This window comes from Nocardioides secundeburneus (assembly GCF_039939255.1).
In the GTDB taxonomy this organism is placed as follows: Bacteria; Actinomycetota; Actinomycetes; order Propionibacteriales; family Nocardioidaceae; genus Nocardioides.
Genome location: NZ_JBDUUE010000003.1, coordinates 314,241 through 338,355 on the forward strand (window position 1 = coordinate 314,241; position 24,115 = coordinate 338,355).

Genomic DNA, 24,115 nt, shown 5'->3' on the forward strand with positions numbered 1-24,115 from the left:
GAGTGTCGGTGGTGACTCGTAGGGTGGACGACGTGCCACCCGCCCGCTCCGAACGCTCCTCCCGCAGCAGCCGGGGGCCGTTGTCCTACCGTCCCGAGCCGGGCTCCATCCCCACCGAGCCGGGCGTCTACCGCTTCCGCGACGCGCGCGACCGGGTGATCTACGTCGGCAAGGCCAAGAACCTGCGGGCGCGGCTGTCGTCCTACTTCCAAGACGTCGCCAACCTGCACCAGCGCACCGCCACGATGGTCACCACGGCGGCCCGCGTCGAGTGGACCGTCGTCAACACCGAGGTCGAGGCGCTCCAGCTCGAGTACTCCTGGATCAAGGAGTACGACCCCCGCTTCAACGTCAAGTACCGCGACGACAAGTCCTACCCGTGGCTCGCGGTCACGGTCGGCGACGAGTTCCCCCGGGTGATGGTCGGTCGCGGCGCCAAGCGCAAGGGCACCCGCTACTTCGGGCCCTACAGCCACGCCTGGGCCATCCGCGAGACCGTCGACATCCTGTTGCGCGTCTTCCCGATGCGCTCGTGCAGCAACGGGGTGTTCAAGCGCTCGCAGCAGGTCGGCCGTCCGTGCCTGCTCGGCTACATCGGCAAGTGCTCGGCCCCGTGCACCGGCGAGGTCAGCGCCGACGAGCACCGCGCCATCGTCGACGACTTCTGTGCCTTCATGGCCGGCCAGACCCGACCGTTCGTCAAGCGCATCGAGCGCGAGATGTACGCCGCCTCCGAGGCCATGGAGTTCGAGCGGGCCGCGCGGCTGCGCGACGACCTCGGGGCCATGCAGCGTGCCCTCGAGAAGCAGGCCGTCGTGCTCGGCGACGGCGCCGACGCCGACGTCATCGCGCTCGCCGAAGACCCGCTCGAGGTCGCCGTCCAGATCTTCTACGTGCGCGGCGGGCGCATCCGCGGCCAGCGCGGCTGGGTCGCCGACCGGGTGGCCGAGGGTGGCACCCCCGAGCTGGTCGACGACTTCCTCCTGCAGCTCTACGCCGGAGATCCGGACTCGGTGCCGAAGGAGATCCTCGTCCCCGAGCTGCCGCCCGACCCCGACACGTTCGAGCAGCTGCTCTCCGACCTGCGGGGCTCCCGGGTGCAGATCCGGGTCCCGCAGCGCGGCGACAAGAAGACCTTGCAGGAGACCGTCGAGGCCAATGCCAAGCAGGCGCTCGCCCTCCACAAGACCAAGCGGGCCAGCGACCTCACCACGCGCAACCGCGCCCTCGACGAGATCAAGGAGGCCCTCGACCTCGACGAGGCGCCGCTGCGCATCGAGTGCTACGACGTCGCCCACCTGCAGGGCACCGAGGTCGTCGCCTCGATGGTCGTCTTCGAGGACGGGCTGTCCCGCAAGGGCGAGTACCGCCGGTTCGTGATCAAGGGCGTCGACAAGCAGAACGACGTCGCCTCGATGCACGAGGTGATCACCCGACGCTTCCGGCGGCTGCTCGACGAGCAGGGCCGCTCCGAGACCCGCCAGACCGAGCAGGGGCCGATGCTGGTCGATCCCGAGACGGGTCGCCCGCGCAAGTTCGCCTACGCGCCGGGCCTCGTCGTCGTCGACGGCGGCGCGCCGCAGGTCGCGGCCGCCCAGCAGGCGCTCACCGAGCTCGGCATCAACGACATCGCCGTGTGCGGGCTCGCCAAGCGGCTCGAGGAGGTCTGGCTGCCGGGGGAGGACGACCCCGTCATCCTCGCGCGGTCGTCCGAGGGTCTCTACCTCCTGCAACGCATCCGCGACGAGGCGCACCGCTTCGCCAACACCCACCACGCCGGACGCCGGTCGAAGACCATGGTCGAGTCGATGCTCGACGACGTCCCCGGGCTCGGCGAGGTGCGCCGCAAGACGCTGCTCAAGCACTTCGGCTCCCTCAAGAAGCTCCGCGAGGCCGAGGTGGCCGAGATCGCCCAGGTGCCGGGCATCGGCCCCCGCACGGCCGAAGCCATCAAGGCCGCGGTGGAGCAGGCGGCGACCACCCGCAAGACTGTCGCCGTGAACACGGCCACGGGAGAGGTGATCGAGTCGTGAGCGACGTCCCGCCCACCACCGAGCGCGGCGAGATCGTGGTCGTCACCGGCATGACCGGGGCCGGTCGCAGCACCGCGGCCAAGGAGCTGGAGGACCTCGGCTACTTCGTCGTCGACAACCTGCCGCCGAGCCTGCTGCCCGACATCGTGCGGCTCGTCGACGAGAGCCACGGTCCGCGCCAGCGCATCGCGGTGGTGGTCGACGTGCGGTCGGGCTCGTTCTTCGCGGGCCTGCGCACCCACCTGGCACAACGTCGCGACGAGGAGCCGGGCAGTCGCCGCACCACGCTGCTGTTCCTCGACGCCGCCGACGACGTCCTGGTGCGCCGGCAGGAGGCCGTGCGCCGTCCGCACCCGCTGCAGGCCTCGGGCCGCCTGCTCGACGGTCTCCAGCGCGAGCGACGGGTGCTCGCCGACCTGCGGGGCGACGCCGACCTCGTCATCGACACCTCCGCGCTCAACGTCCACCAGCTCACCGACCGGGTGGCCGAGGCGTTCGGCACGCCCGAGACCACCGGGCTCAAGGTCACCGTGATCAGCTTCGGCTTCAAGTACGGCATCCCGGTCGACGCCGACTTCGTGGCCGACATGCGCTTCCTGCCCAACCCGCACTGGGTGCCCGAGCTGCGGCACGGCACGGGCCGCGACACCGAGGTCGCCGACTACGTGAAGTCCCAGCCCGGCGCCTCGCAGTTCCTCGACGCCTACGTGCCCGTGCTGGCCGGGGTCACGCCCGGCTACCTGCGCGAGGGCAAGCGGTTCATGCGCGTGGCCATCGGGTGCACCGGCGGCAAGCACCGCAGCGTCGCGATGACCGAGGAGATCGCCGGCCGGCTGCGCCGGGCCGGCTTCGACGCCAACCCGGTCCACCGCGACCTCGGGCGCGAGTAGCCCACCGTGACCAGCTCGACCCGCGCCCAGGCGGTGGTGGCCCTCGGCGGCGGCCACGGCCTGCACGCCTCGCTCTCCGCGCTCCGCACCCTGGTCGACGACCTCACCGTCGACGACCTCACCGCCATCGTCACCGTCGCCGACAACGGCGGCAGCTCGGGTCGCCTCCGCGGCGAGTTCGGCGTCCTGCCGCCCGGCGACCTGCGCATGGCTCTCGCCGCGCTCTGCGGCAACGACACGTGGGGCGACACCTGGGCCCGGGTGCTCCAGCACCGCTTCGAGGGCAACGGCGACATGCGCGGCCACGTCGTCGGCAACCTGCTCATCGTCAGCCTCTGGGAGCTGCTCGGCGACCACGTCGACGCCCTCGACTGGGTCGGTCGCCTGCTGGGCGCCAAGGGCCGGGTGCTGCCGATGGCGCTCACGCCGATGGACATCCGGGCCGAGGTCCGCGGCCTCGTGCCCGGCGACCCCGACGCGCTCACGACGGTCCGCGGACAGGTCGAGGTCGCCACCACCGACGGCGTCATCACCGCCATCGACCTCGAGCCCCCCGACCCCGAGGTCAGCCCCGTCGCGCTGGCCAAGATCGCCGAGGCCGACTGGGCCTTCCTCGGACCCGGCTCGTGGTTCTCCTCGGTCATCCCGCACCTGCGCGTGCCCGCGCTGCGCCAGGCGCTGGTCTCCACCGACGCCCGGCTCGTCGTCGTCCTCAACCTCGAGGAGCAGGCTGGTGAGACCGGCGGCTTCGACCCCGCCGACCACCTCGCCGTCCTGTTCGAGCACGCGCCCGACCTCACGGTCCACACCGTGCTCGCCGACGCGGCCGACCTGCCCGACGGCCAGGCCGAGGCCCTGCGCACGCTCGTCGAGGCCTCCGGCGCGCGCCTCGTCGTCGACGACGTCGCCCGCGACGACGGCACCGCCCGGCACGACCACGACAAGCTCGCGGCCGCCTTCTCCCGCATCATGGAGCACGGCTCCTGAGGCTGGTGGTGCGCGCGGTGTGACGAGGGTTTTCCCCAACCAGCACAGGGGATTGACCCTCCGGGGAGGGTTGTTGACGCGCGTGGGAGGATCGCCCTCATGGCGATGACGGCGCAGGTGAAGGCAGAGCTCGCCAATACCCAGGTCACCAAGACCTGCTGCCGCAAGGCCGAGGTCGCCACGATGCTCCGCTTCGCCGGCGGCCTCCACATCGTGAGCGGCAAGATCGTCGTCGAGGCCGAGCTCGACACCGGCGCCGCAGCACGGCGCCTGCGCCGCGACATCGACGAGGTCTACGGGCACAAGTCCGACGTCGTGATGGTGCAGGGCAACGGCATCCGCAAGGGCTCGCGCTACATCGTGCGCGTGGTCAAGGAGGGCGAGTCGCTCGCCCGCCAGACCGGGCTGCTCGACCAGCGCGGCCGGCCCGTGCGGGGCCTGCCGCCCGCCGTCGTCTCCGGCAGCGGCTGCGACGCGGTCGCGGCGTGGCGCGGGGCCTTCCTCGCCCACGGCTCGCTCACCGAGCCGGGCCGGTCGTCGTCCCTCGAGATCACCTGCCCCGGCCCCGACTCGGCGCTCGCGCTGGTCGGCCTGGCCCGCCGGCTCGGCATCCAGGCCAAGTCACGCGAGGTACGCGGCGTCGACCGCGTGGTCATCCGCGACGGCGACGCCATCGGCCAGCTGCTCACCCGGCTCGGTGCCCACGAGACGCTCATGGCCTGGGAAGAACGGCGCATGCGCCGCGAGGTGCGCGCCACCGCCAACCGCCTCGCGAACTTCGACGACGCCAACCTGCGCCGCTCGGCGCGGGCCGCCGTCGCCGCGGGGGCGCGCGTCGAGCGGGCCATGGAGATCCTCGGCGAGGAGGTCCCCGACCACCTCAAGCTCGCCGGCACCCTCCGGCTCGAGCACAAGCAGGCCTCGCTGGAGGAGCTCGGCCAGCTGCACGAGCCGCAGCTGACCAAGGACGCCATCGCCGGCCGCATCCGCCGATTGCTCGCGATGGCCGACAAGCGCGCCGAGGAGCTCGGCGTCCCCGACACCGAGGCCTCGCTGACCCCCGACATGCTCGCCGACGACTGACTGATCGATCCGGCGTGCCGAGACCGTGAGGTGACGGATCGGCGGTTCCAGCTCTGGGCTTTTGTTCGGACTCCGGTTACCCGCACGTACCCCGGGACGGGCATCGTGTGACCGGAACCACGGCCGGTAGGGTCGTTCGAGGGTCACCAAAGGCCCGTCCGCCACGGGTCACTGAAGGCCCCTTCGAAGGAGAGATTCCTGATGACTGTTCGCGTCGGCATCAACGGCTTCGGTCGCATCGGCCGCAACTTCTTCCGCGCCGTGCGCGCCTCCGGTCTCGACATGGAGATCGTCGGCGTCAACGACCTCACCGACAACGCCTCGCTCGCGCACCTGCTCAAGTACGACTCGATCCTCGGCCGCCTCGACGCCGACGTCTCGTCCACCGACGACGCGATCGTCGTCGGCGACGCCGAGATCAAGGCCTTCGCCGAGCGCGACCCGGCCGCCCTGAAGTGGGGCGACCTCGGGGTCGACGTCGTCGTCGAGTCCACCGGCTTCTTCACCGACGCGACCAAGGCGCGCGCGCACGTCGACGCCGGTGGCGCCAAGAAGGTCATCATCTCCGCGCCGGCGTCCAACGAGGACTTCACGGTCGTCATGGGCGTCAACCACGGCGACTACGACCCCGCCGCGCACACCGTGATCTCCAACGCCTCGTGCACGACCAACTGCCTCGCGCCGATGGCGAAGGCGCTCAACGACGAGTTCGGCATCGTCAAGGGCCTGATGACGACCATCCACGCCTACACCGCCGACCAGAACCTGCAGGACAACATCCACAAGGACCTCCGTCGCGCCCGCGCCGCCGCGATCAACATCGTGCCGACCTCGACCGGTGCCGCGAAGGCCATCGGCCTGGTGCTGCCCGAGCTCAAGGGCAAGCTCGACGGCTACGCGCTGCGCGTGCCCACGCCGACCGGCTCGGCCACCGACCTCACCTTCGAGGCCGGCCGGGAGACCTCGGTCGAGGAGGTCAACGCCGCGGTGCAGAAGGTGGCCGACGGCCGCTTCCTCAAGTACTCCACCGACCCGATCGTCTCCAGCGACATCGTCACCGACCCGGCGTCGTGCATCTTCGACGCGCCGCTGACCAAGGTCATCGGCAACCAGGTCAAGGTCGTCGGCTGGTACGACAACGAGTGGGGCTACTCCAACCGCCTCGCCGACCTGATCGACCTCGTCGGCAAGTCGCTCTGACGTGGGGGAGTACTCCTCCCTGGGTGACGTCGCCGGCAAGCGGGTGCTGGTCCGCAGCGACCTGAACGTCCCGCTCGACGGCACCACCATCACCGACGACGGGCGCATCCGCGCCTCCGTGCCGACCATCCAGGCGCTGGCTGCGGCCGGCGCCCGGGTGGTCGTCACCGCCCACCTCGGCCGCCCGAAGGGCGCACCCGAGGACCGCTACTCCCTGGCGCCCGTCGCCGCCCGCCTCGGCGAGCTGCTCGGCGCCGACGTGGCGTTCGCGACCGACACGGTCGGTGACGCGGCCCGGGCCGTCGTCGACGGCCTGGCCGACGGCGAGGTCGCCCTGCTCGAGAACGTCCGCTTCAACCCGGGCGAGACGAGCAAGGACGACGCCGAGCGGGGTGCGTTCGCCGACCAGCTGGCCGCCCTCGCCGACGCCTTCGTCTCCGACGGCTTCGGGGTCGTGCACCGCAAGCAGGCCTCGGTCTACGACGTCGCCCAGCGGTTGCCGCACGCGATGGGCGGACTCGTGGCGGCCGAGATCGACGTCCTGCGTCGGCTCACGGTCGAGCCCGAGCGGCCCTACGTCGTCGTCCTCGGCGGCTCGAAGGTCTCCGACAAGCTCGGAGTCATCGACAACCTGCTCGCCAAGGCCGACAAGCTGCTCATCGGCGGCGGCATGGTCTTCACCTTCCTCAAGGCCCAGGGTCACGAGGTCGGCAAGAGCCTGCTCGAGGACGACCAGCTCGACACCTGCCGCGCCTACCTGCAGCGGGCGGAGGAGTCCGGCGTGCAGATCCTGCTGCCGGGCGACGTCGTCGTCGACACCGCGTTCCCGTCGGGCGAGCGCACGCCCGAGCCCACCGTCGTGGCCGCCGACGCCATCCCGGCCGACGCGCTCGGGCTCGACATCGGCCCGGCGTCCGGCGCCGACTTCGCGGCGGCCCTCGCCGATGCCCGCACGGTCTTCTGGAACGGCCCGATGGGTGTCTTCGAGGTGGCACAGTTCGCCGACGGCACCCGCGCCGTCGCCGACGCCCTGACCAAGGTCACCGAGGCCGGCGGGCTGTCCGTCGTCGGCGGCGGCGACTCCGCGGCCGCCGTCCGGGCCCTCGGCTTCGACGAGGCCGCGTTCGGCCACATCTCCACCGGTGGTGGCGCCTCCCTCGAGTACCTCGAGGGCAAGGAGCTCCCCGGCATCACGGTCCTGGAGGACTGACATGGCGAAAGCACCAGCTCGCACACCGCTGATGGCGGGCAACTGGAAGATGAACCTCAACCACCAAGAAGCGGTGGTGCTGGTCCAGAAGCTCGCCTGGACGTTGAGCGACAAGCGGCACGACTACGGCAAGGTCGAGGTCGTCGTCGTCCCGCCGTTCACCGACCTCCGCTCGGTGCAGACCCTCGTCGACGGCGACCGGCTCTCCATCACGTACGGCGCCCAGGACGTCTCGGTGCACGCCTCGGGTGCCTACACCGGTGAGATCTCGGCCGCGATGCTGGCCAAGCTCGGCTGCTCCTACGTCGTCGTCGGCCACTCCGAGCGGCGTGAGCACCACGGCGAGGGCGACGACGTCGTCAACGCCAAGGCGCACGCGGCACTCGCGGCCGGCATGACGCCGATCGTCTGTGTCGGCGAGGGCCTCGAGGTCCGCCAGGCCGGTGAGCACGTGCCGTTCACCATGGGCCAGGTCGAGGGCTCGCTCGCCGGGTTCTCGGCCGAGCAGGTCGCCGGTCTCGTCATCGCCTACGAGCCCGTGTGGGCCATCGGCACCGGCGAGGTCGCCACCCCCGACGACGCGCAGGAGGTCTGCCAGGCGATCCGGGGGCAGGTCCGCGAGGCGCACGGCGACGAGGCGGCCGACGGCGTCCGCATCCTCTACGGCGGGTCGGTCAAGGCCGCCAACGTCGCCGGCATCATGGCCAAGGCCGACGTCGACGGCGCGCTCGTCGGTGGAGCGAGCCTCCAGGCCGACGAGTTCGGCGGCATCTGCCGCTTCTACGACATGCCCGCCCTGTGACCTGAGGCGTCCTCCGGCACCAGACCTGGTGAGTTGCTGTGACTCGCCTGCCGATCGCTGATCTGTCACCTACCTGACGTAGGATTCCCTCCTGTGAACGTGGAACTGATTCTCACCGTCTTCCTGCTGCTGACCAGCGGGCTGATGATCCTGCTGGTGCTCCTCCACAAGGGTCGCGGTGGTGGCCTCTCCGACATGTTCGGAGGCGGTGTCTCGAGCTCGCTCGGCGGTTCGTCCGTCGCCGAGCGCAACCTCGACCGCTTCACCATCGGCACCGGTGTCATCTGGTTCGCCTGCGTGATCGCCCTCGGGCTGCTCAAGGCCTACTGAGCCCGTCGCAGCCCGCGTCTCAACTCTGACAAGACAACCCGAGGAGTCACCCCCTTATGGCTGGTGGAGGAAACGCCATCCGCGGTAGCCGCGTCGGCGCCGGACCGATGGGTGAGGCCGAGCGTGGCGAGGCCGCGCCGCGACAGGCCGTCACCTACTTCTGCTCGCACGAGCACCGCTCGGTCATCACGTTCTCGGTCGAGGCCGCCGTCCCCGACTCGTGGGACTGCCCCAAGTGCGGCCTGCCCGCATCGCTCGACTCCGACAACCCGCCGCCGGCGCCGAAGATCGAGCCCTACAAGACCCACCTGGCCTACGTGAAGGAGCGTCGCTCCGACCAGGAGGCCGAGGTCATCCTCGACGAGGCGATCCAGCTGCTGCGCAGCCGACGCAAGTCGGGCGAGGTCATCTTCTGACCTGATCCGTCCACGCTCCACCGACGACGTCGGCACCCCTGGGGTGCCGGCGTCGTTCTTTGTGCGCTAACCTGACCGAGTCAGTTTAATTACTTTCTCGGAGGTGTCCCTCATGCGCAGTCGTCGGCTCCAGCCCCTCGACGTCGCGACCGGCGTCGTCAGCGGCGCGCTCGCGGCCACGTTCCTGACCCTGGGCGCCCTCGCGGCCCTGCCGGACGACGCGTCCGCGCCCCCGTCGGTGGTCGAGCCGGCCGCCGCGCATCCCTGATCCGGGTGACCGGTCGGGTCTAGATCAGGGACGCGGCGGGGCGGTCGAGGAACCAGGTGGTCTCGGTGATGCCGGAGACGCCGCGGGCCGGGGTGTCGACGACCGTGGCGCCCGGGGTGCCCTCGGGAGCGAGGGCACGGCGGACGGCGTCTGCCTTCGACTCACCCGAGGCGAGGAACCAGACGACGTCGGCGCGGGCGAGGGCCTCGAAGGTGAGCGAGATCCGCTCGGGCGGGGGCTTGGGAGAATCGGTCACGCCGACGGCGATCGCGTCGGTGGCCTCGAGGGCCGGGTGACCCGGGAAGAGCGAGGCCACGTGGCCGTCGGGGCCGATGCCGAGCATCAGCACGTCGAACCCGCCCGATCCGTGCGCGCGGACCTCCTCGCCGTAGGCCACGGCTCCGGCGTGCACGTCGGCGGCGTCGGACGTCGACGGCATCTCGTGCACCTGGGTGGCGCCGACGGCGTCTAGGAAGGCGGCGCGGGCCTGACCGGCGTTGCGGTCGGGGGAGTCGGCGGCGACGAAGCGCTCGTCGCCGAACCAGATCGAGACCTTCGTCCAGTCGACCTCGGAGCCAGGCGTGAGACGCGCCAGCTCACGGTGGACGGCGTCGGCGATGGTGCCGCCCGTGAGGCCGACGGTGGGCTCGGTGCCGGCGTCCTGCAGGTCGGCGAGACGCGAGAGCAGCTCACCTGCGATCGCGGTCGCGAGGGTCTCGGGGTCGGGCTGGACCTCGATCAGGGGAGTGGTCATGTCGGCCTTCCCAGGGAGCGGATGGTGGCGGCGTAGACGTCGTCCTCGTCGAGACGACGCAGCTCCTCGGCGAGCAGCTCGGGGAGCTTGCGGCGCTTGAGGGCGATGGGCCGGTCGGGACGTCCGGGCGAGCTGAACGTGGCCAGGCGGCCGTCGGAGCGCGAGATGGTGATCGGGCCCTGCTTGGTGTGCATGACGACCTCGGTAATGCCCGGTCCGGCCGAGCCGTGGCGGGTCACCTCGACCTTGAGCCGGTCGCGGAGCCAGGCCGCGAGCAGGTCGGCGCTGGGGCTCGTGCGCTCGGAGGTCACGGTCGCCGACGTCACCTTGAGCGGGTGCTGGTCGAGGGAGGCCGCGAGCAGCGCGCGCCACGCGGTCAGGCGGGTCCAGGCGAGGTCGGTGTTGCCGGCGACGTAGGACTCGCATTGCACCTGCAGCGCCTTGGTCTTGCCGCGGTGCACCTCGGCGGCGTCGGTGATGCGCCGCTTGGCGAGGGCGCCGAGCGGGTCGGCCGCGGGATCGGCCGGAGGGGTGTGCGGCCACCAGATCGCGACGGGGGAGTCGGGCAGCAGCAGCGGCAGGACGACGGAGTCGGCGTGCTTCACGACCTCGCCGGAGAGCCGGATGATCGCGGCCTCGCCACCCCAGCCGGCGCCGGTGCCGACCTGGGCGTTGACGACGGCCCGCCCGCGCGCGTTGCCGAGCACGACGCCGAGCACGCGTGCGGGGTGCTCGTGCGTGGCCTTGCGGGCGTTGGTCATCGCCGCCTCGGCGGAGTCCTCGTCGACGACGACGATCAGGGTCATCACCATGCCCATGGCCGGCGAGCCGGATCGGGTGCGGGCCCGGGTGAACTCGGCGGCGATCGCCGAGGAGTTGGTGTCGGTCAGCTCCATCATGTCTACGGTCTCCTCCAGACGCGACCGTCACGGGCGAGCATCGCGTCGGCGGACGCCGGCCCCCAGCCCCCCGAGGCGTAGGCCTCGGGCGCGCCCTTGGCCTCCCAGCGTTCGAGGATCGGGTCGAGGATCTTCCACGACAGCTCGACCTCCTCGTGGCGGGGGAAGAGCGGCGGGTCGCCGAGCAGGACGTCGAGGATCAGCCGCTCGTAGGCCTCGGGCGACGACTCGGTGAAGGTGCCGCCGTAGGCGAAGTCCATGTTGACGTCGCGGATCTCCATCTGGGTGCCGGGCACCTTGGCGCCGAACCGCACGGTCATGCCCTCGTCGGGCTGCACGCGGATCACCAGCGCGTTCTGCGTGAGGTCCTCGACCGAGGTGTGGTTGAACGGCTGGTGCGGCGACTTCTTGAACACGACGGCGACCTCGGTCACGCGGCGTCCGAGCCGCTTGCCCGTGCGCAGGTAGAACGGGACGCCGGCCCAGCGCCGGTTGTCGACGTTGAGGGTGATGGCCGCATAGGTCTCGGTGCGCGACGACGCCGCGATGCCGTCCTCGTCGTGGAAGCCGAGCACCTTCTCCCCGCCGGCCCACCCGGCGGCGTACTGACCGCGGGCCGTCGTGAGGTCGAGCCGCGGCGGGAGGCTGATCGAGGCGAGGAGCTTCTGCTTCTCGAGGCGGAGCGCCTCGGCGTCGAACGAGGTCGGCTCCTCCATGGCGACGAGGGCCATGAGCTGCAGCAGGTGGTTCTGGATGACGTCGCGCGCGGCGCCGATGCCGTCGTAGTAGCCCGCCCGGCCGCCGATGCCGACGTCCTCGGCCATGGTGATCTGCACGTGGTCGACGTAGTTGTTGTTCCACAGCGGCTCGAACATCGTGTTGGCGAACCGCGTCGCCAGGATGTTCTGCACCGTCTCCTTGCCGAGGTAGTGGTCGATGCGGAAGATCGAGGACGGCGGGAAGACGGCGTCGAGCTGGTCGTTGAGCACCCGCGCCGAGGCGAGGTCGTGGCCGAACGGCTTCTCGATGACGACCCGGCGCCAGGCGTCGGAGTCGGGCGCCGACTCGGCCAGCCCGTGCTCGCGCAGCTGCTGGGCCACCGTGCCGAACGCACCCGGCGGGATGGCGAGGTAGAAGGCGTGGTTGCCGCCGGTGCCGCGGACCTCGTCGAGTTCCTCGATCGTGCGACGCAGCTGGTCGAACGCGTGGTCGTCGTCGAAGGCGCCAGGCACGAACCGGAACCCCTCGGCGAGCTGGTTCCAGACCTCCTCGCGGAACTCGGTGCGGGCATGTGCCTTCACCGAGTCGTGCACGATCTGCGCGAAGTCCTGGTCGGCCCAGTCGCGCCGCGCGAAGCCGACGAGGCTGAAGCCGGGCGGGAGCAGGCCGCGGTTGGCGAGGTCGTAGATCGCCGGCATGACCTTCTTGCGCGACAGGTCGCCGGTGACGCCGAACAGCACCATGCCGCACGGGCCCGCGATGCGGGGCAGGCGACGGTCCTGCGGGTCGAGGAGCGGGTTGGCGCGCGGGCTCATGCCCGGTGCTCGCGGTAGTAGGCCAGCAGGGCCTGGGTGGAGGCGTCCTGGGCGGCGATCGCGTCGGCGTCGCCGTCGAGGGCCGGGCCGACCTCCTGGGCGAGCTTCTTGCCGAGCTCGACGCCCCATTGGTCGAACGAGTCGATGCCCCAGACCACGCCCTGGGTGAACGTGATGTGCTCGTAGAGCGCCACGAGCTGCCCCAGCACCGACGGCGTGAGGGCGGGCGCGATGATCGAGGCGGTCGGCCGGTTGCCGGTGAAGGTGCGGGCCGCGACGACCACCTCGTCGTCGGTGCCCTCGGCCCGGACCTCGTCGGCGGTCTTGCCGAAGGCCAGCGCCCGGGTCTGTGCGAGGAAGTTGGCGAGGAACAGCTCGTGCACGTCCTGCTGGCCGTCGGACAGGGGGTACGACGGATTCGCGAACGCGATGAAGTCGGCCGGGACCAGGCGCGTGCCCTGGTGGATGAGCTGGTAGAACGCGTGCTGCCCGTTGGTGCCGGGCTCGCCCCAGAAGACCTCGCCGGTGCCGGCCGTGACCGGGGTGCCGTCCCAGCGCACGCCCTTGCCGTTCGACTCCATCGTCAGCTGCTGCAGGTAGGCCGGGAACCGGTGCAGCAGCTGGGCGTAGGGCAGGACGGCGTGGGTCTGCGCACCGAGGAAGTCGGCGTACCAGACGTTGAGGAGCCCCATCAGCGCCGGCACGTTGCTCTCGAGCGGCGTCGTGCGGAAGTGCTCGTCGACGGCGTGCATGCCGCCCAACAGGTCGGCGAAGGCCTCGGGCCCGATCGCGACGACCAGTGAGGTGCCGATCGCGGAGTCGAGCGAGTAGCGACCGCCGACCCAGTCCCAGAACCCGAAGGCGTTGTCGGGGTCGATGCCGAAGTCGGCGACCTTGTCGAGCGCGGTGGAGACCGCGACGAAGTGACGGCGCACGGCCTCGTCGGCGTCGTCACCGGCGAGGCCGTCGAGCAGCCACTGCTTGCACAGCCGCGCGTTGGTGAGGGTCTCGAGGGTGCCGAACGTCTTGCTCGACACGATGAAGAGCGTGGACGCCGGGTCGAGGCCGGCCAGGGTCGTGGCGGCGTCGGTGGGGTCGATGTTGCTGATGAACCGGCACTCGATCTCGGGGTGGCGGTAGGGCGCGAGCGCCTCGTATGCCATCACCGGTCCGAGGTCGGAGCCGCCGATGCCGATGTTGACGACCGTGCGGATGCGCTCGCCGGTGACGCCGGTCCACTCGCCGCTGCGCACCTGCTCGGCGAAGGCGTAGACCCGACCGAGCACCTCGTGGACGTCGGCGACGACGTCCTGGCGCTCACCACCGGACTCGACGGTCAGCGAGGCCGACGACGGCAGCCGCAGCGCGGTGTGCAGCACCGCGCGGTCCTCCGTGGGGTTGACGTGGTCGCCGCGCAGCATGGCGTCGCGGCGGGCCTCGACGCCGACGGCGGCGCCCAGCTCGAGCAGGGCGGCGAGGACGTCGTCGTCGACCAGGCTCTTCGACAGGTCGACGTGCAGGTCGGCGGCGTCGAAGGTGAGCCGCGGGACCCGACCAGCCTCGGTGGCGAACCAGCCGCGCAGGTCGGGCTCGAAGTCGTCGGCGAGGGCGGTGAGCCGCCGCCAGGCGTCGGTGTCGGTGGCGTCGACCGGCGGCTCACCGGTGCTCACGAGCGAGCCTTCTCCATCTGGCCCTCGACGGTCTCGACGAGCTCGGTCCACGACTTCTTGAACTTGTCGACGCCCTCGTGCTCGAGTGCGACGAGGACGTCCTCGAAGTCGATGCCGACCTCCGCGAGCTGGTCGAAGACCGCCTGGGCGTCGTCGCCCCGGCCGGTGACCTGGTCGCCCTCGACCTCGCCGTGGTCGGCGAACGCCTCGAGGGTCTTGTCCGGCATCGTGTTCACCGTGTCGGCGACGACGAGGTCGGCGACGTAGAGCGTGTCGGAGTAGTCGGGGTTCTTGACGCCGGTCGAGGCCCACAGGGGCCGCTGGGCGTTGGCGCCGGCGTCGGCCAGGTTCTTCCAGCGGTCGGAGGCGACGACCTCCTCGAAGGCCGAGTAGGCCAGGCGGGCGTTGGCGACCGCGGCCTCGCCGCGCAGCGCCAGGGCCTCGTCGGTGCCGATCTTCTCGAGCCGGGCGTCGACCTCGGAGTCGACCCGCGAGACGAAGAACGAGGCGACCGAGCGGATGCGCGACAGGTCGAGGCCGGCGTCGCGCGCCTGCTCGAGGCCGGTCAGGTAGGCGTCCATGACCTCCCGGTACCGGGCGGTGCCGAAGATCAGCGTCACGTTGACGCTGATGCCCTGGGCGACGACCGCGGTGATGGCGGGCAGGCCCTCCTTGGTCGCCGGGATCTTGATCAGCGCGTTGGGCCGGTCGACCGCCGTCCAGAGGGCCTGGGCCGAGGCGATGGTGCCCTCGGTGTCGTTGGCGAGGTCGGGCTCGACCTCGATGGAGACGCGGCCGTCGTCGGCGGTGGACTCGGCCACCGGGGCGAGCACGTCGCAGGCGTTGCGGACGTCCTCGGTGGTGAGCTCGAAGATGACGCGGTCGACGGGCTGACCGTCGGCCACGAGCTGGCGGACCTGGTCGTCGTAGCGCTCGCCGTTGGCGATGGCCGAGGCGAAGATGGTCGGGTTGGTGGTCACACCGACCACCGACTTGTCCTTCACGAGCTCGGCCAGGTTGCCGGTCTCGATCCGTTCGCGCGACAGGTCGTCGAGCCAGATGCTCACGCCGGCGTCTGCGAGTGCCTTGAGGCGGTCGCTCATGGGGGTTCCTCCTGGGATGGGGTGGAGTCGTTCGGCGGGCGGCTGGTTCTCAGCCGGTGACCACCCGGATGCTGTCGCGCGCGGCGTCGGCGACGGCCTGCGCGGTGATGCCGTACTCGGTGTAGATGCGGGCGTAGTCGGCCGAGGCGCCGTACTGGTCGATGGACACGACACGACCGTGGTCGCCGACCAGCTCGCGCCAGCCCTGCTTGACGCCGGCCTCCACCGAGACGCGCGCCTTGACCGTGGGCGGGATGACCGTCTCGCGGTAGGCGAGGTCCTGCTCGTCGAACCACTCGAGGCACGGCAGCGAGACCACGCGGGCCGAGATGCCGTCGGCGGCGAGCAGGGAGCGGGCCTCGACCGCGAGCTGGACCTCGGAGCCGGTGCCCATGAGGACGACGTCGGGCGTGCCGCTCGCGGCGTCGAGGAGGACGTAGCCGCCGCGGGCGACGCCCTCGGTGCTGCCCCAGGTCTCGCCGTCGACGTCGCCGCGCGGGAAGACCGGCACGTTCTGACGGGTCAGCGCCAGGGCGGCCGGGCTGTCGGTGCGGCCGAGGATGTGCTGCCAGGCCGCCGCGGTCTCGTTGGCGTCGGCCGGGCGGACGACGTCGAGGCCCGGCATGGCGCGGAGCGCGGCCAGGTGCTCGATGGGCTGGTGGGTGGGTCCGTCCTCACCGAGGCCGATGGAGTCGTGGGTCCACACGTAGGTGACCGGCAGCCGGCTGAGGGCGGCCACGCGGACGGCGCCGCGCATGTAGTCGGAGAACGTGAGGAACGTGCCGCCGAAGACGCGCGTGAGCCGGTCGGCCGCGATGCCGTTCATGATCGCGCCCATGCCGTGCTCGCGGATGCCGAAGTGCAGCACCCGGCCCTGGAGCGGGTCGGTGGACCAGTCGCCGACCTCGGCGACCGTCGGGCCGACCGACGGCGCGCTCGAGATGGTGGTGTTGTTGGAGCCCGCGAGGTCGGCCGAGCCGCCCCACAGCTCGGGCATGACCGGCGCGAGGGCGTTGATCACCTTGCCGGACGCCGACCGGGTGGCGACGCCCTTGGCGTCGGCCTCGAAGGTCGGCAGGGCCTCGGCGAGACCGGCTGGCAGCTCGCGCCGCTTGAGCCGGTGGAGCAGCTCGGCGCCGTCGGGGTTGGCGGCCGCCCACTCCTGGTAGGTGGCATCCCACTCCTCGCCCCACGCCGACCCGCGCTCGCGCAGGCTGCGGGTGTGCTCGAGCACCTCCGGCGAGACCTGGAACTTCTGGTCGGGGTCGAAGCCGAGCACCTTCTTGGTCGCCGCGACCTCGTCGTCGCCGAGCGCGCTGCCGTGGGCCTTCTCGGTGCCCTGGGCGTTGGGCGCGGGCCAGGCGATGATCGTGTCGAGCACGATGAGCGAGGGCTGGTCGGTGACCTCGCGGGCCGCGACGATCGCGGCGTGCAGTGCCTCGACGTCCTCGACGTACTCGGTGCCGCCGTTGGTCCAGTCGACGACCTGCGTGTGCCAGCCGTAGGCCTCGTAGCGCTTCGCGACGTCCTCGGTGAAGGCGATGTCGGTGTCGCCCTCGATCGAGATGCGGTTGCGGTCGTAGATGACCGTGAGGTTGCCGAGCTGCTGGGTGCCGGCGATCGAGCTGGCCTCGCCGCTCACGCCCTCCTGCAGGTCACCGTCGGAGCAGAGCGCGTAGACGTGGTGGTCGAACACGCCCTCGCCGATCGGCGCCTGGGGCTCGAGCAGGCCGTGGACCCGGCGTCCGGACATGGCCATGCCGACGGCGTTGGCCACGCCCTGGCCCAGCGGGCCGGTGGTCACCTCGACGCCGGCCGTGTGGCCGAGCTCGGGGTGGCCGGGGGTCTTCGAGCCCCACGTGCGCAGCGCCTTGATGTCCTCGATCTCGAGACCGAAGCCGCCGAGGTAGAGCTGCGTGTAGAGCGTGATGCTCGAGTGGCCGCACGAGAGCACGAACCGGTCGCGGGCGACCCACTCGGGGTCGGCCGGGTCGTGGCGCATGACCTTCTGGAAGAGGAGGTAGGCCGCCGGCGCGAGGCTCATGGCGGTACCGGGGTGGCCGTTGCCGACCTTCTGGACGGCGTCCATCGCGAGGACCCGAGCGGTGTCGACGGCCTTCGCGTCGAGGTCGGTCCAGTCGAGGGCGGGGGTGTTGCTCACGGAACTCCTAGAGCGCGCTGCGAGGGTGGGTCACGGGCAATGCCGAGCCTACTCACGGCTGGCGCTAGACTCACACCGCCTCGGTGGGTGTGCTAGTCCGCCCCACGCGGCAGTGACTGCCCAGACTTCCCGGCCCCGAACGGACGCACGTGACCTACGTCGACGAGACGCGACCTGCGGTGCAGGAACCGGACCCCGAACGAGGGCCGACCTCCGAGAAGTCGTTCAAGGACGTCGTCGCCGCCTACGTCGGCCTCACCAAGCCGCGCGTCATCGAGCTGCTGCTCCTGACCACCGTCCCGGTGATGTTCTTCGCCGAGCGTGGCGTGCCGGCGCTCGGCCTCGTGCTCGCCACCGTCGTCGGCGGCGCGCTGTCGGCCGGCTCGGCGTCGGCCTACAACTGCGTCTACGACCGCGACATCGACGAGCAGATGCGCCGCACCCGCCGTCGGGCGCTGCCGCGGCACGTCGTCACGCCGGGCGCCGCCCTCGCGTTCGCGACCGCGTTGATGGTCGTCTCGACCGTGGTGCTCTGGTACTGGGTCAACCCGCTCTCGGCGGCCCTGTCGGTCGGCGCCAACGCGTTCTACGTCTTCGGCTACACGATGCTGCTCAAGCGGCGCACCACCCAGAACATCGTCTGGGGCGGCATCGCCGGCTGCTTCCCGGCCCTCATCGGCTGGACGGCGGTCACCGGCGAGCTGTCGTGGGTGCCGGTCGTGCTGTTCGCCGTCGTCTTCTTCTGGACCCCGCCGCACACCTGGGCCCTGGCGCTGCGCTACCGCGAGGACTACGCCAACGTCGACGTCCCGATGCTGCCCGTCGTCCGCCCCGCGGCCGAGGTCGGCAAGCAGATCGTGCTCTACAGCTACGTGATGGTGGCCACCTCGCTGCTGCTGTGGCCGGTCGCCGGCACCGGGTTCGTCTACCCGGCCGTCGCGACGGTGCTCGGTGCGATCTTCATCGTCGAGGCCCACCGCATGTGGCGTCGCGCCCGCGGTACCGAGGACCTCTCGGTCATCCAGCCGATGCGGCTGTTCCACCACAGCAACCTCTACCTGTCGCTGCTGTTCGTCGCGGTCGCCCTCGACCCGCTGCTGTTCTAGGCGCTTTCGCTCGTCCTCGCTGGGGACGGACGTCTGCGCAGGTCAGTCGACCAGCATCGCCTCGGTGGTGCGGGCCTGCCTCGGGACGACGTCGGCGCGCTGCGTGAGCACGACGGCCAGCAGGGCCCGAGTCATCGCCGCCGAGGTGAGTGCCGCACCCAGCAGGTGGAAGCCCACCAGCACCTCGGGCAGGTCGGTGAAGTACTGGACGAAGCCGATGGTGCCCTGGCCGAGCTCGACGCCCAGCAGGACGGCGACCGCGCGCCGGGCCGGTCGCGGCGCGGCGGCGAGCAGACCGACCGTGAGGCCGACGAACAAGAACACCGAGTCGGCGTGCAGCTGGCTCAGCTGGAGCGGGTCGAGGCCGTTGCGCGCGGTGTCGGCGTCGCCGGCGTGCGGGCCGGCGCCGGTGACGACGGTGCCGAGGTAGAGCACCACCCAGCCGGTCGCGAACGTGAGCCAGGCGAGCCCCGGCACCCGCCCCGACGTTCGCTGCTCGACCCCGTGGTCGACCCGCCGCAGCAGCGACACGGCGACGCCGATCATCGCCATCGACAGCAGCAGGTGCAGCGAGACGATCCACGGGTTGAGGTCGGTCAGCACGGTGACGCCGCCGATGAGCGCCTGGGCCGGGACGCCGAGCGCGAGCACGGTGGCCAGCGAGCGCAGCTCGCGGCGTCCGGTCTGCCACGCCGCCACGAACGTGGCGACGGCGACGGCGGCGAGCACGAAGGTCAGCAGCCGGTTGCCGAACTCGATCGCCGAGTGCAGCTCGAGCTCGCCGTGCGGCCGGAACGACTCGTCGGTGCACCGCGGCCATGTCGGGCAGCCCAGCCCCGACCCGGTCAGCCGGACGGCGCCGCCGGTCACCACGATGCCGATGTTGGCGACCAGGCTGGCCCAGCCGAGGGTGCGCATCCAGCGGGTCAGGTCGATCACCCGACGATCATCCCAGGCGGGGTCGCAGGAACCGACAAGAGAGGTCCCTAGGGGTGAGTCCCAGCACACCCTGGCGGTGCGAAAGTCCGCTCACATCGTCGACGGGAGAAGTCATGGCGTCTCGTCCGAGGCTGTCGAGCTCGTGGGTCGTCATGGTCGTGCTGGCCTCGGTCGTGGCTGCGCTCGCGGGTGTCGTGCCGCCATCGGCGGCCGGCCCCGAGCGGTTCTTGTTCATCGACCCCCACCGCACGGCTGTCGACCCGTCGTCCTACGTCACGATGATCGGCGACGCCGACGAGCCCGTGAGCCTGGGCGCCCAGCTGATCTACCGGGCCGACGACGAGATCTGGGTCGGGGGCGACGAGCACGACGTCCTGGTCCGGATCGGCGACCGCGACGGCCGGGCCTCGCTGCTCGACCTCACGTTCTCGGCCCCGGCGGGCCGGTCGCTTCAGCCGGGCACCTACGCGGTCCCGGCTCGCCTCCCGTCCGGCTCGCCGCCGCCTGGCAGCGCCGACCTGTCCATCACCGTCGGCGGCAGCGTCTGCCACGGCGAAGGCGGCAGCAGCTTCACCGTGCACGACCTCGCGCCGGACCTCTCCCACTTCTGGATCGGCTACGAGCTCCGCTGCGGCAGCTTCGTCGGCGCTCCGGTGGTCCGTGGCCAGGTCCGGGTCGACCTGCCGTCTCCACCGCTCCTGGTGACCGCCGAGCAGGTGAGGTGGAGTGCCACCTACCCCGGACGCGACCACACGCCGCAGCTCGTCCACGTCGTCAACGCCGGGCTGGTCCCTCTGGCTCTCGGGCGTCCCGCGGTCTCGGGGCCGTTCGACGTCGACACGTCCGCGTGCGCGGTGGTGCCCCCGGGCGGTGAATGCGCGCTGGCCGTGGCCTACCGGGCGACGACCAACGACGTTCAGACCGGCCGGCTCGTGGTGCCGACGTCCGCAGGCTCGGCGGTCGACCTCTCCCTGCTGGGAGTCGGCGACGCCGGGCACACCCAGGTCGCGGTCCAGCACCTCCAGGCCTCTGGCGAGACCCGGGACGAGTACGCGAGCCTCGAGACGCACGAGTCCTTCCAGGTCGTCGGCGACCGGCGGTTCCTCTCCCTGGCCTTCGAAGGCCCTCACGTCGACGACCACCAGCCGGTCGCGTCGCTGGTCGTCATCGCCCCACGCGGACGTCGGCTCCAGGAAGGGCAGGTCTACTCGGGGGCGATGGGGTCGGTCAGCTCGGCAGGGCTGCCGGTCGAGCCGCAGGCGATCCCGCTGCGGCTCGACGCGGCGTGGTGCCGCGGTCGAGTAACCCCCCCGAGGGTCACCGCGACCGTCACGTTCCCCTACCTGGACTACCGCGCCGACGGCTCGGTAGCCGGCTTCCACCTCGTCGGTCGCATCGACTGCGACGGTGGCGAGCTGGTCACGGTGGTGGCCTCCTACCAGTCGCCGTCGGCCACGCCGCCGTTCCCGCCCTCGGCGCGCGTGATCCTGCGACCTCGGCGGGTGGGAGAAGGGCGCACCTGGGACGTCGCAGTGACGGCCTACGCCGCCCTGGGGCACGAGGTAAACCGGGTCACCGTGCACGCCGTGACCCGCGACGGCCGTCGCCGGCTCGTGGCCGCCGGGCAGCCGGACGCGAGGGGCGCCGTGCGCGTCACCGTCCCGGTCTCGGAACGGACCACCTTCGTGGCGCAGTCCTACTCCGGAGCCGCGCGGCTCGCCATGGGTGCGGCCTCGTTCACCAGGCTCAAGAGCCTCACGTCGGCGGTGCGCGGCATCGCGCCGCTGGGACCGAGGGCCTTCCCGTCGTCCCGGCGTCGGGTCGCCGTCGACCTCCGGACGCTCCCGGCCACGAGAGGGGCCTGCATCACCGTGCAGGTGCAGCGGCTCCTTGGTGACCGGTGGGTCGCGCGTCGAGGACCGGCGTGCCGGCCGATGAACAGGTGGGGGCGCGGCGTGGTCCGGTTCGCGGTGCATCCGGGCCAGAAGCTTCGCGTGCGAGGAGTGTGGGCCGCCGATCGCACCAGCGACGCAGCGGTCAGCCCGTGGCAACGCTTCCGCGTCAAGCGACGCTGAGGTCGCTCACTCCCACTTGAACGTGCGCGCGGTCGCCCCGGCGCCGACGACGCTCCACCCGGCCAGCACGAGCAGGTCGCGCCATGGGACGCCGGCGTCACCGCTCTCGCCGAGCGCCGTGCGCATCGCCTCGCCGAGCGCCCCCGACGGCAGCCAGTGGACGACGTCGCCGAACGAGCCGTAGGCCGACGCCGGCAGCACGACGGCGCCGCCGGCCATCAGCAGCAGGTAGACGAGGTTGGCCGCGGCGAGGGTCGCCTCGGCCCGCAGCGAGCCGGCCAGCAGCAGGCCCAGCGAGGCGAACGCGGCCGTGCCGAGCACCACCGTCAGCAGCACCCCGACCACCGAGACCGACGGCTCCCAGCCGAGCGCCACGGCGACGCCGGCGATGACGGCGACCTGGAGCGCCTCGACGGCCAGCAGCGCGAGCACCTTGCCGCCCAGCAACGCGGTGCGCGACAACGGCGAGGTGCCGAGCCGTTTGATCACCCCGTAACGCCGCTCGAACCCGGTGGCGATCGCCAGCGCGGTGAACGACGTCGACATCACCGCGAGGGCGAGCACACCGGGCGCGAACGTCTCGACGCCGTAGGACAGGTCGATGCGCTCCGCCCCGCGCACCCCGCCGACCAGCACGATCACCGGGATGACGACGGCGAGCAGCAGCTGCTCGCCGTTGCGCAGCATGAGCCGGGCTTCCATCGAGGCCTGCACCAGCACCTGCCGGACGACGGGCGCGGCGCCGGGCGCGGGGGAGAAGGTGCTCATGCGACCGAGCCCCGGGTGAGCTCGAGGAAGACGTCCTCGAGGTTGCGCTGGCCGAGCGTCAGCGACTCGGGCAGCACGCCGTGGGTCTCGCACCAGCGCGAGACCTTGCCGAGGGTGGAGGCGTCGGCCGGCCCGGTGACCAGCAGGCTGACGGCGTCGAGCTGCGTGACCTCCGTGCCCGGCCCGAGGTCGGTGGCGAGCGAGGCGGGGGAGCCGGGCGGGAACGGCTCGGTGACCACGAGCCGGATCGTGGCGACCGAGCCGCCGCGGGTCAGCTCGAGGGGCGTGCCGGAGGCGACGAGCGTACCCCGGTCGACGATGTGCACCCGGTCGGCGAGTCGCTCGGCCTCGTCCATGTAGTGGGTGGTGAGCACGACGGTGACGCCGTCGGCGCGCAGCTCCTCGAGCAGGTCCCACACGTCTCGGCGGACGGCCGGGTCGAGGCCGGCGGTCGGCTCGTCGACGAAGACCAGCTCGGGCCGGCCGACGATCGCCATCGCCAGGCCCAGACGCTGCTGCTGGCCGCCGGAGAGGCGCCGGTACGGCGTCCGGCCGCACTCGTCGAGGCCGAGCCGGTCGACCAGCAGGTCGACGTCGAGCGGGTGGGCGTGCAGCCGGGCGACGTGGCGCAGCATCTCGACGGCTCGCACGCCGCTCCACGCACCGCCGCTCTGCAGCATCACGCCGATCCGGGGCAGCAGGGCGCGGCGGTCGCGCACCGGGTCGAGCCCGAGCACGCGCACCGATCCGCGCTGCGGACGCCGGTAGCCCTCGCAGGTCTCGAGCGTCGTCGTCTTGCCGGCGCCGTTGGGACCGAGCACCGCGGTGATGGTGTGCGCAGCGACCTCGAGGCTGAGGCCGTCGACCGCGACCTTGTCGCCGTAGACCATCACCAAGCCGTCGACGACGACGGCGGGCTGGTCGGACACGTCCCGAGTGTAGGGAGCGGCAGGGATATCCCTCGATCCAGGGGCATCCCGTTGTGCCCCGGCGCCCGTTGCTGCTCGGGTGGTCCCATGTGCGACGGATGCGGGCAATCGGGCACCACCACGTCGGCGATCGACCGCCGGGGCGTCTTCCGGCTCGGGGCGGGACTGGGCGGGCTGTGGCTCGCCTCCCGCGCGCTCACCGCGACGCCGGCGCACGCTGCCGACCTCTACAACCCGTTCACCGGCTACGCGATCACCGGGACGTGGCAGGAGCACCTGGACCGCGGCTCGCTGGGCGGCATCGACTACGGCATGGGCGTCGGGACGGCGTTGCCGGCGTCGGGCGCGGGCACGATCACCAACACGCCGGACAACGGCACCGGGGGTCACACGGTGACCATCAGCCACGGCGACGGCTGGCGTACCCAGTACCTGCACCTGTCGTCGTTCTCCTGCAGCAACGGCCAGTCGGTCGCGCGCGGCCAGACCGTCGGCCTCTCGGGAGGCGCCGCCGGCGCACCGGGGTCGGGCTCGTCGACCGGGCCGCACTGCCACGTCCACCTCATCGACCCCTCGGGCGTGCGACGCAACCCGCTCGAGGTGATCGGCGGTGGCGCCGGCCTGCCGAAGACGTCGACGGCGCAGGACGGCGTGCCCGGCACCGTCTTCTGGAAGCGGGTGCAGAACGCGATGCGCATCGAGGCCGGCTACACCGGGCCGATCGACGGCGTCCCCGGCGTCAACACCTACGCCGCCCTGCAGCGGCACCTGCGCGACCACTTCGGCTACGCCGGACCGATCGACGGCAAGCCGGGCACGAACACCTGGGCGGCCCTGCAGCGACTCGCCGCCCGGCACGGCTACACGGGCCCGGTCGACGGCGTCATGGGCGCCAACTCGTGGCGCGGCGTGGCCGGGTGGGTCAACGCCGACGCCTACGACTGAGGTCCCTACGAT

The 24,115-nt window shown here is 71.8% G+C and carries 22 protein-coding genes; 13 read left to right on the top strand and 9 right to left on the bottom strand.

Annotated features, from left to right (window positions below):
- The first annotated feature begins 32 nt into the window (after window positions 1–32).
- The 10 genes from uvrC (at window position 33) to ABFT23_RS09715 (ending at window position 9,219) form a co-directional block, all read left to right on the top strand.
- Window positions 33–2,033, top strand: a complete 2,001-nt coding sequence (uvrC, locus tag ABFT23_RS09670) for an excinuclease ABC subunit UvrC (RefSeq protein WP_347894611.1) — start codon at window positions 33–35, stop codon at window positions 2,031–2,033.
- Entirely contained in the window at window positions 2,030–2,923 is an 894-nt protein-coding gene (gene rapZ / locus ABFT23_RS09675) for an RNase adapter RapZ (protein WP_347894613.1), read from the top strand. Before uvrC ends, rapZ begins: the two co-directional genes overlap by 4 nt.
- Before the next feature lie 6 nt (window positions 2,924–2,929).
- A complete protein-coding gene (locus tag ABFT23_RS09680; protein ID WP_347894615.1) occupies window positions 2,930–3,910 on the top strand; it encodes a gluconeogenesis factor YvcK family protein in 981 nt (326 codons plus the stop codon).
- A 99-nt stretch (window positions 3,911–4,009) separates the two neighbouring features.
- A complete protein-coding gene (whiA, locus tag ABFT23_RS09685; RefSeq protein ID WP_347894617.1) occupies window positions 4,010–4,993 on the top strand; it encodes a DNA-binding protein WhiA in 984 nt (327 codons plus the stop codon).
- Window positions 4,994–5,194: 201 nt separating this feature from the next.
- Window positions 5,195–6,193 carry a type I glyceraldehyde-3-phosphate dehydrogenase gene (gene gap / locus ABFT23_RS09690; protein WP_347894619.1) on the top strand — a complete coding sequence of 333 codons (999 nt, stop codon included), beginning with the start codon at window positions 5,195–5,197 and terminating at the stop codon, window positions 6,191–6,193.
- 1 nt (window position 6,194) lies between these two features.
- Window positions 6,195–7,403: a phosphoglycerate kinase gene (locus ABFT23_RS09695; RefSeq protein WP_347894621.1), complete on the top strand. Its 1,209-nt coding sequence runs from the start codon at window positions 6,195–6,197 to the stop codon at window positions 7,401–7,403.
- Between the two features lies 1 nt (window position 7,404).
- Entirely contained in the window at window positions 7,405–8,205 is an 801-nt protein-coding gene (tpiA, locus tag ABFT23_RS09700; protein WP_347894623.1) for a triose-phosphate isomerase, read from the top strand.
- A gap of 99 nt (window positions 8,206–8,304) precedes the next feature.
- On the top strand, window positions 8,305–8,535 hold the full coding sequence (gene secG / locus ABFT23_RS09705) for a preprotein translocase subunit SecG (protein ID WP_347894625.1): 231 nt from the start codon (window positions 8,305–8,307) through the stop codon (window positions 8,533–8,535).
- A 56-nt stretch (window positions 8,536–8,591) separates the two neighbouring features.
- Window positions 8,592–8,951, top strand: coding sequence for an RNA polymerase-binding protein RbpA (locus ABFT23_RS09710; protein ID WP_347894627.1), 360 nt, complete (start codon window positions 8,592–8,594; stop codon window positions 8,949–8,951).
- Between the two features lie 112 nt (window positions 8,952–9,063).
- Window positions 9,064–9,219 carry a hypothetical protein gene (locus ABFT23_RS09715; RefSeq protein ID WP_347894629.1) on the top strand — a complete coding sequence of 52 codons (156 nt, stop codon included), beginning with the start codon at window positions 9,064–9,066 and terminating at the stop codon, window positions 9,217–9,219.
- 19 nt (window positions 9,220–9,238) lie between these two features.
- Here the strand turns inward: ABFT23_RS09715 and pgl are convergent, their stop codons facing one another.
- From pgl to tkt, 6 genes are read right to left on the bottom strand one after another with little or no spacing between them, the layout of a single operon-like run.
- The gene (gene pgl / locus ABFT23_RS09720; RefSeq protein ID WP_347894631.1) at window positions 9,239–9,973 is read right to left on the bottom strand and encodes a 6-phosphogluconolactonase; all 735 of its coding nucleotides are present in this window, start codon (window positions 9,971–9,973) and stop codon (window positions 9,239–9,241) included.
- Window positions 9,970–10,872, bottom strand: coding sequence for a glucose-6-phosphate dehydrogenase assembly protein OpcA (locus tag ABFT23_RS09725; protein WP_347894633.1), 903 nt, complete (start codon window positions 10,870–10,872; stop codon window positions 9,970–9,972). Before ABFT23_RS09725 ends, pgl begins: the two co-directional genes overlap by 4 nt.
- Before the next feature lie 2 nt (window positions 10,873–10,874).
- Window positions 10,875–12,407, bottom strand: coding sequence for a glucose-6-phosphate dehydrogenase (gene zwf / locus ABFT23_RS09730; RefSeq protein ID WP_347894635.1), 1,533 nt, complete (start codon window positions 12,405–12,407; stop codon window positions 10,875–10,877).
- Window positions 12,404–14,077, bottom strand: a complete 1,674-nt coding sequence (pgi, locus tag ABFT23_RS09735) for a glucose-6-phosphate isomerase (RefSeq protein ID WP_347894637.1) — start codon at window positions 14,075–14,077, stop codon at window positions 12,404–12,406. The genes zwf and pgi overlap by 4 nt, the downstream gene beginning before the upstream one ends.
- The gene (gene tal / locus ABFT23_RS09740; protein WP_347894639.1) at window positions 14,074–15,180 is read right to left on the bottom strand and encodes a transaldolase; all 1,107 of its coding nucleotides are present in this window, start codon (window positions 15,178–15,180) and stop codon (window positions 14,074–14,076) included. Before tal ends, pgi begins: the two co-directional genes overlap by 4 nt.
- A gap of 49 nt (window positions 15,181–15,229) precedes the next feature.
- Entirely contained in the window at window positions 15,230–17,341 is a 2,112-nt protein-coding gene (gene tkt, locus ABFT23_RS09745; RefSeq protein WP_347894641.1) for a transketolase, read from the bottom strand.
- A 149-nt stretch (window positions 17,342–17,490) separates the two neighbouring features.
- On the opposite strand from tkt, the gene ABFT23_RS09750 reads away from it, so the two are divergent.
- Window positions 17,491–18,447 (top strand): heme o synthase, encoded by a 957-nt coding sequence (locus tag ABFT23_RS09750; RefSeq protein ID WP_457623226.1) that lies wholly within the window; start codon window positions 17,491–17,493, stop codon window positions 18,445–18,447.
- A gap of 42 nt (window positions 18,448–18,489) precedes the next feature.
- Here ABFT23_RS09750 and ABFT23_RS09755 read toward each other — a convergent pair whose 3' ends face one another.
- Window positions 18,490–19,386, bottom strand: coding sequence for a COX15/CtaA family protein (locus ABFT23_RS09755; protein ID WP_347894643.1), 897 nt, complete (start codon window positions 19,384–19,386; stop codon window positions 18,490–18,492).
- Between the two features lie 113 nt (window positions 19,387–19,499).
- Between ABFT23_RS09755 and ABFT23_RS09760 the strand changes: the two genes are divergently transcribed.
- On the top strand, window positions 19,500–21,461 hold the full coding sequence (locus ABFT23_RS09760; RefSeq protein ID WP_347894645.1) for a hypothetical protein: 1,962 nt from the start codon (window positions 19,500–19,502) through the stop codon (window positions 21,459–21,461).
- A 6-nt stretch (window positions 21,462–21,467) separates the two neighbouring features.
- Here ABFT23_RS09760 and ABFT23_RS09765 read toward each other — a convergent pair whose 3' ends face one another.
- Both ABFT23_RS09765 and ABFT23_RS09770 read right to left on the bottom strand, forming a co-directional pair.
- Window positions 21,468–22,229 carry an ABC transporter permease gene (locus tag ABFT23_RS09765; RefSeq protein WP_347894647.1) on the bottom strand — a complete coding sequence of 254 codons (762 nt, stop codon included), beginning with the start codon at window positions 22,227–22,229 and terminating at the stop codon, window positions 21,468–21,470.
- Window positions 22,226–23,158, bottom strand: a complete 933-nt coding sequence (locus ABFT23_RS09770; protein ID WP_347894649.1) for an ABC transporter ATP-binding protein — start codon at window positions 23,156–23,158, stop codon at window positions 22,226–22,228. Before ABFT23_RS09770 ends, ABFT23_RS09765 begins: the two co-directional genes overlap by 4 nt.
- 87 nt (window positions 23,159–23,245) lie before the next feature.
- Between ABFT23_RS09770 and ABFT23_RS09775 the strand changes: the two genes are divergently transcribed.
- On the top strand, window positions 23,246–24,103 hold the full coding sequence (locus ABFT23_RS09775; RefSeq protein ID WP_347894651.1) for a peptidoglycan DD-metalloendopeptidase family protein: 858 nt from the start codon (window positions 23,246–23,248) through the stop codon (window positions 24,101–24,103).
- Window positions 24,104–24,115: the final 12 nt, after the last annotated feature.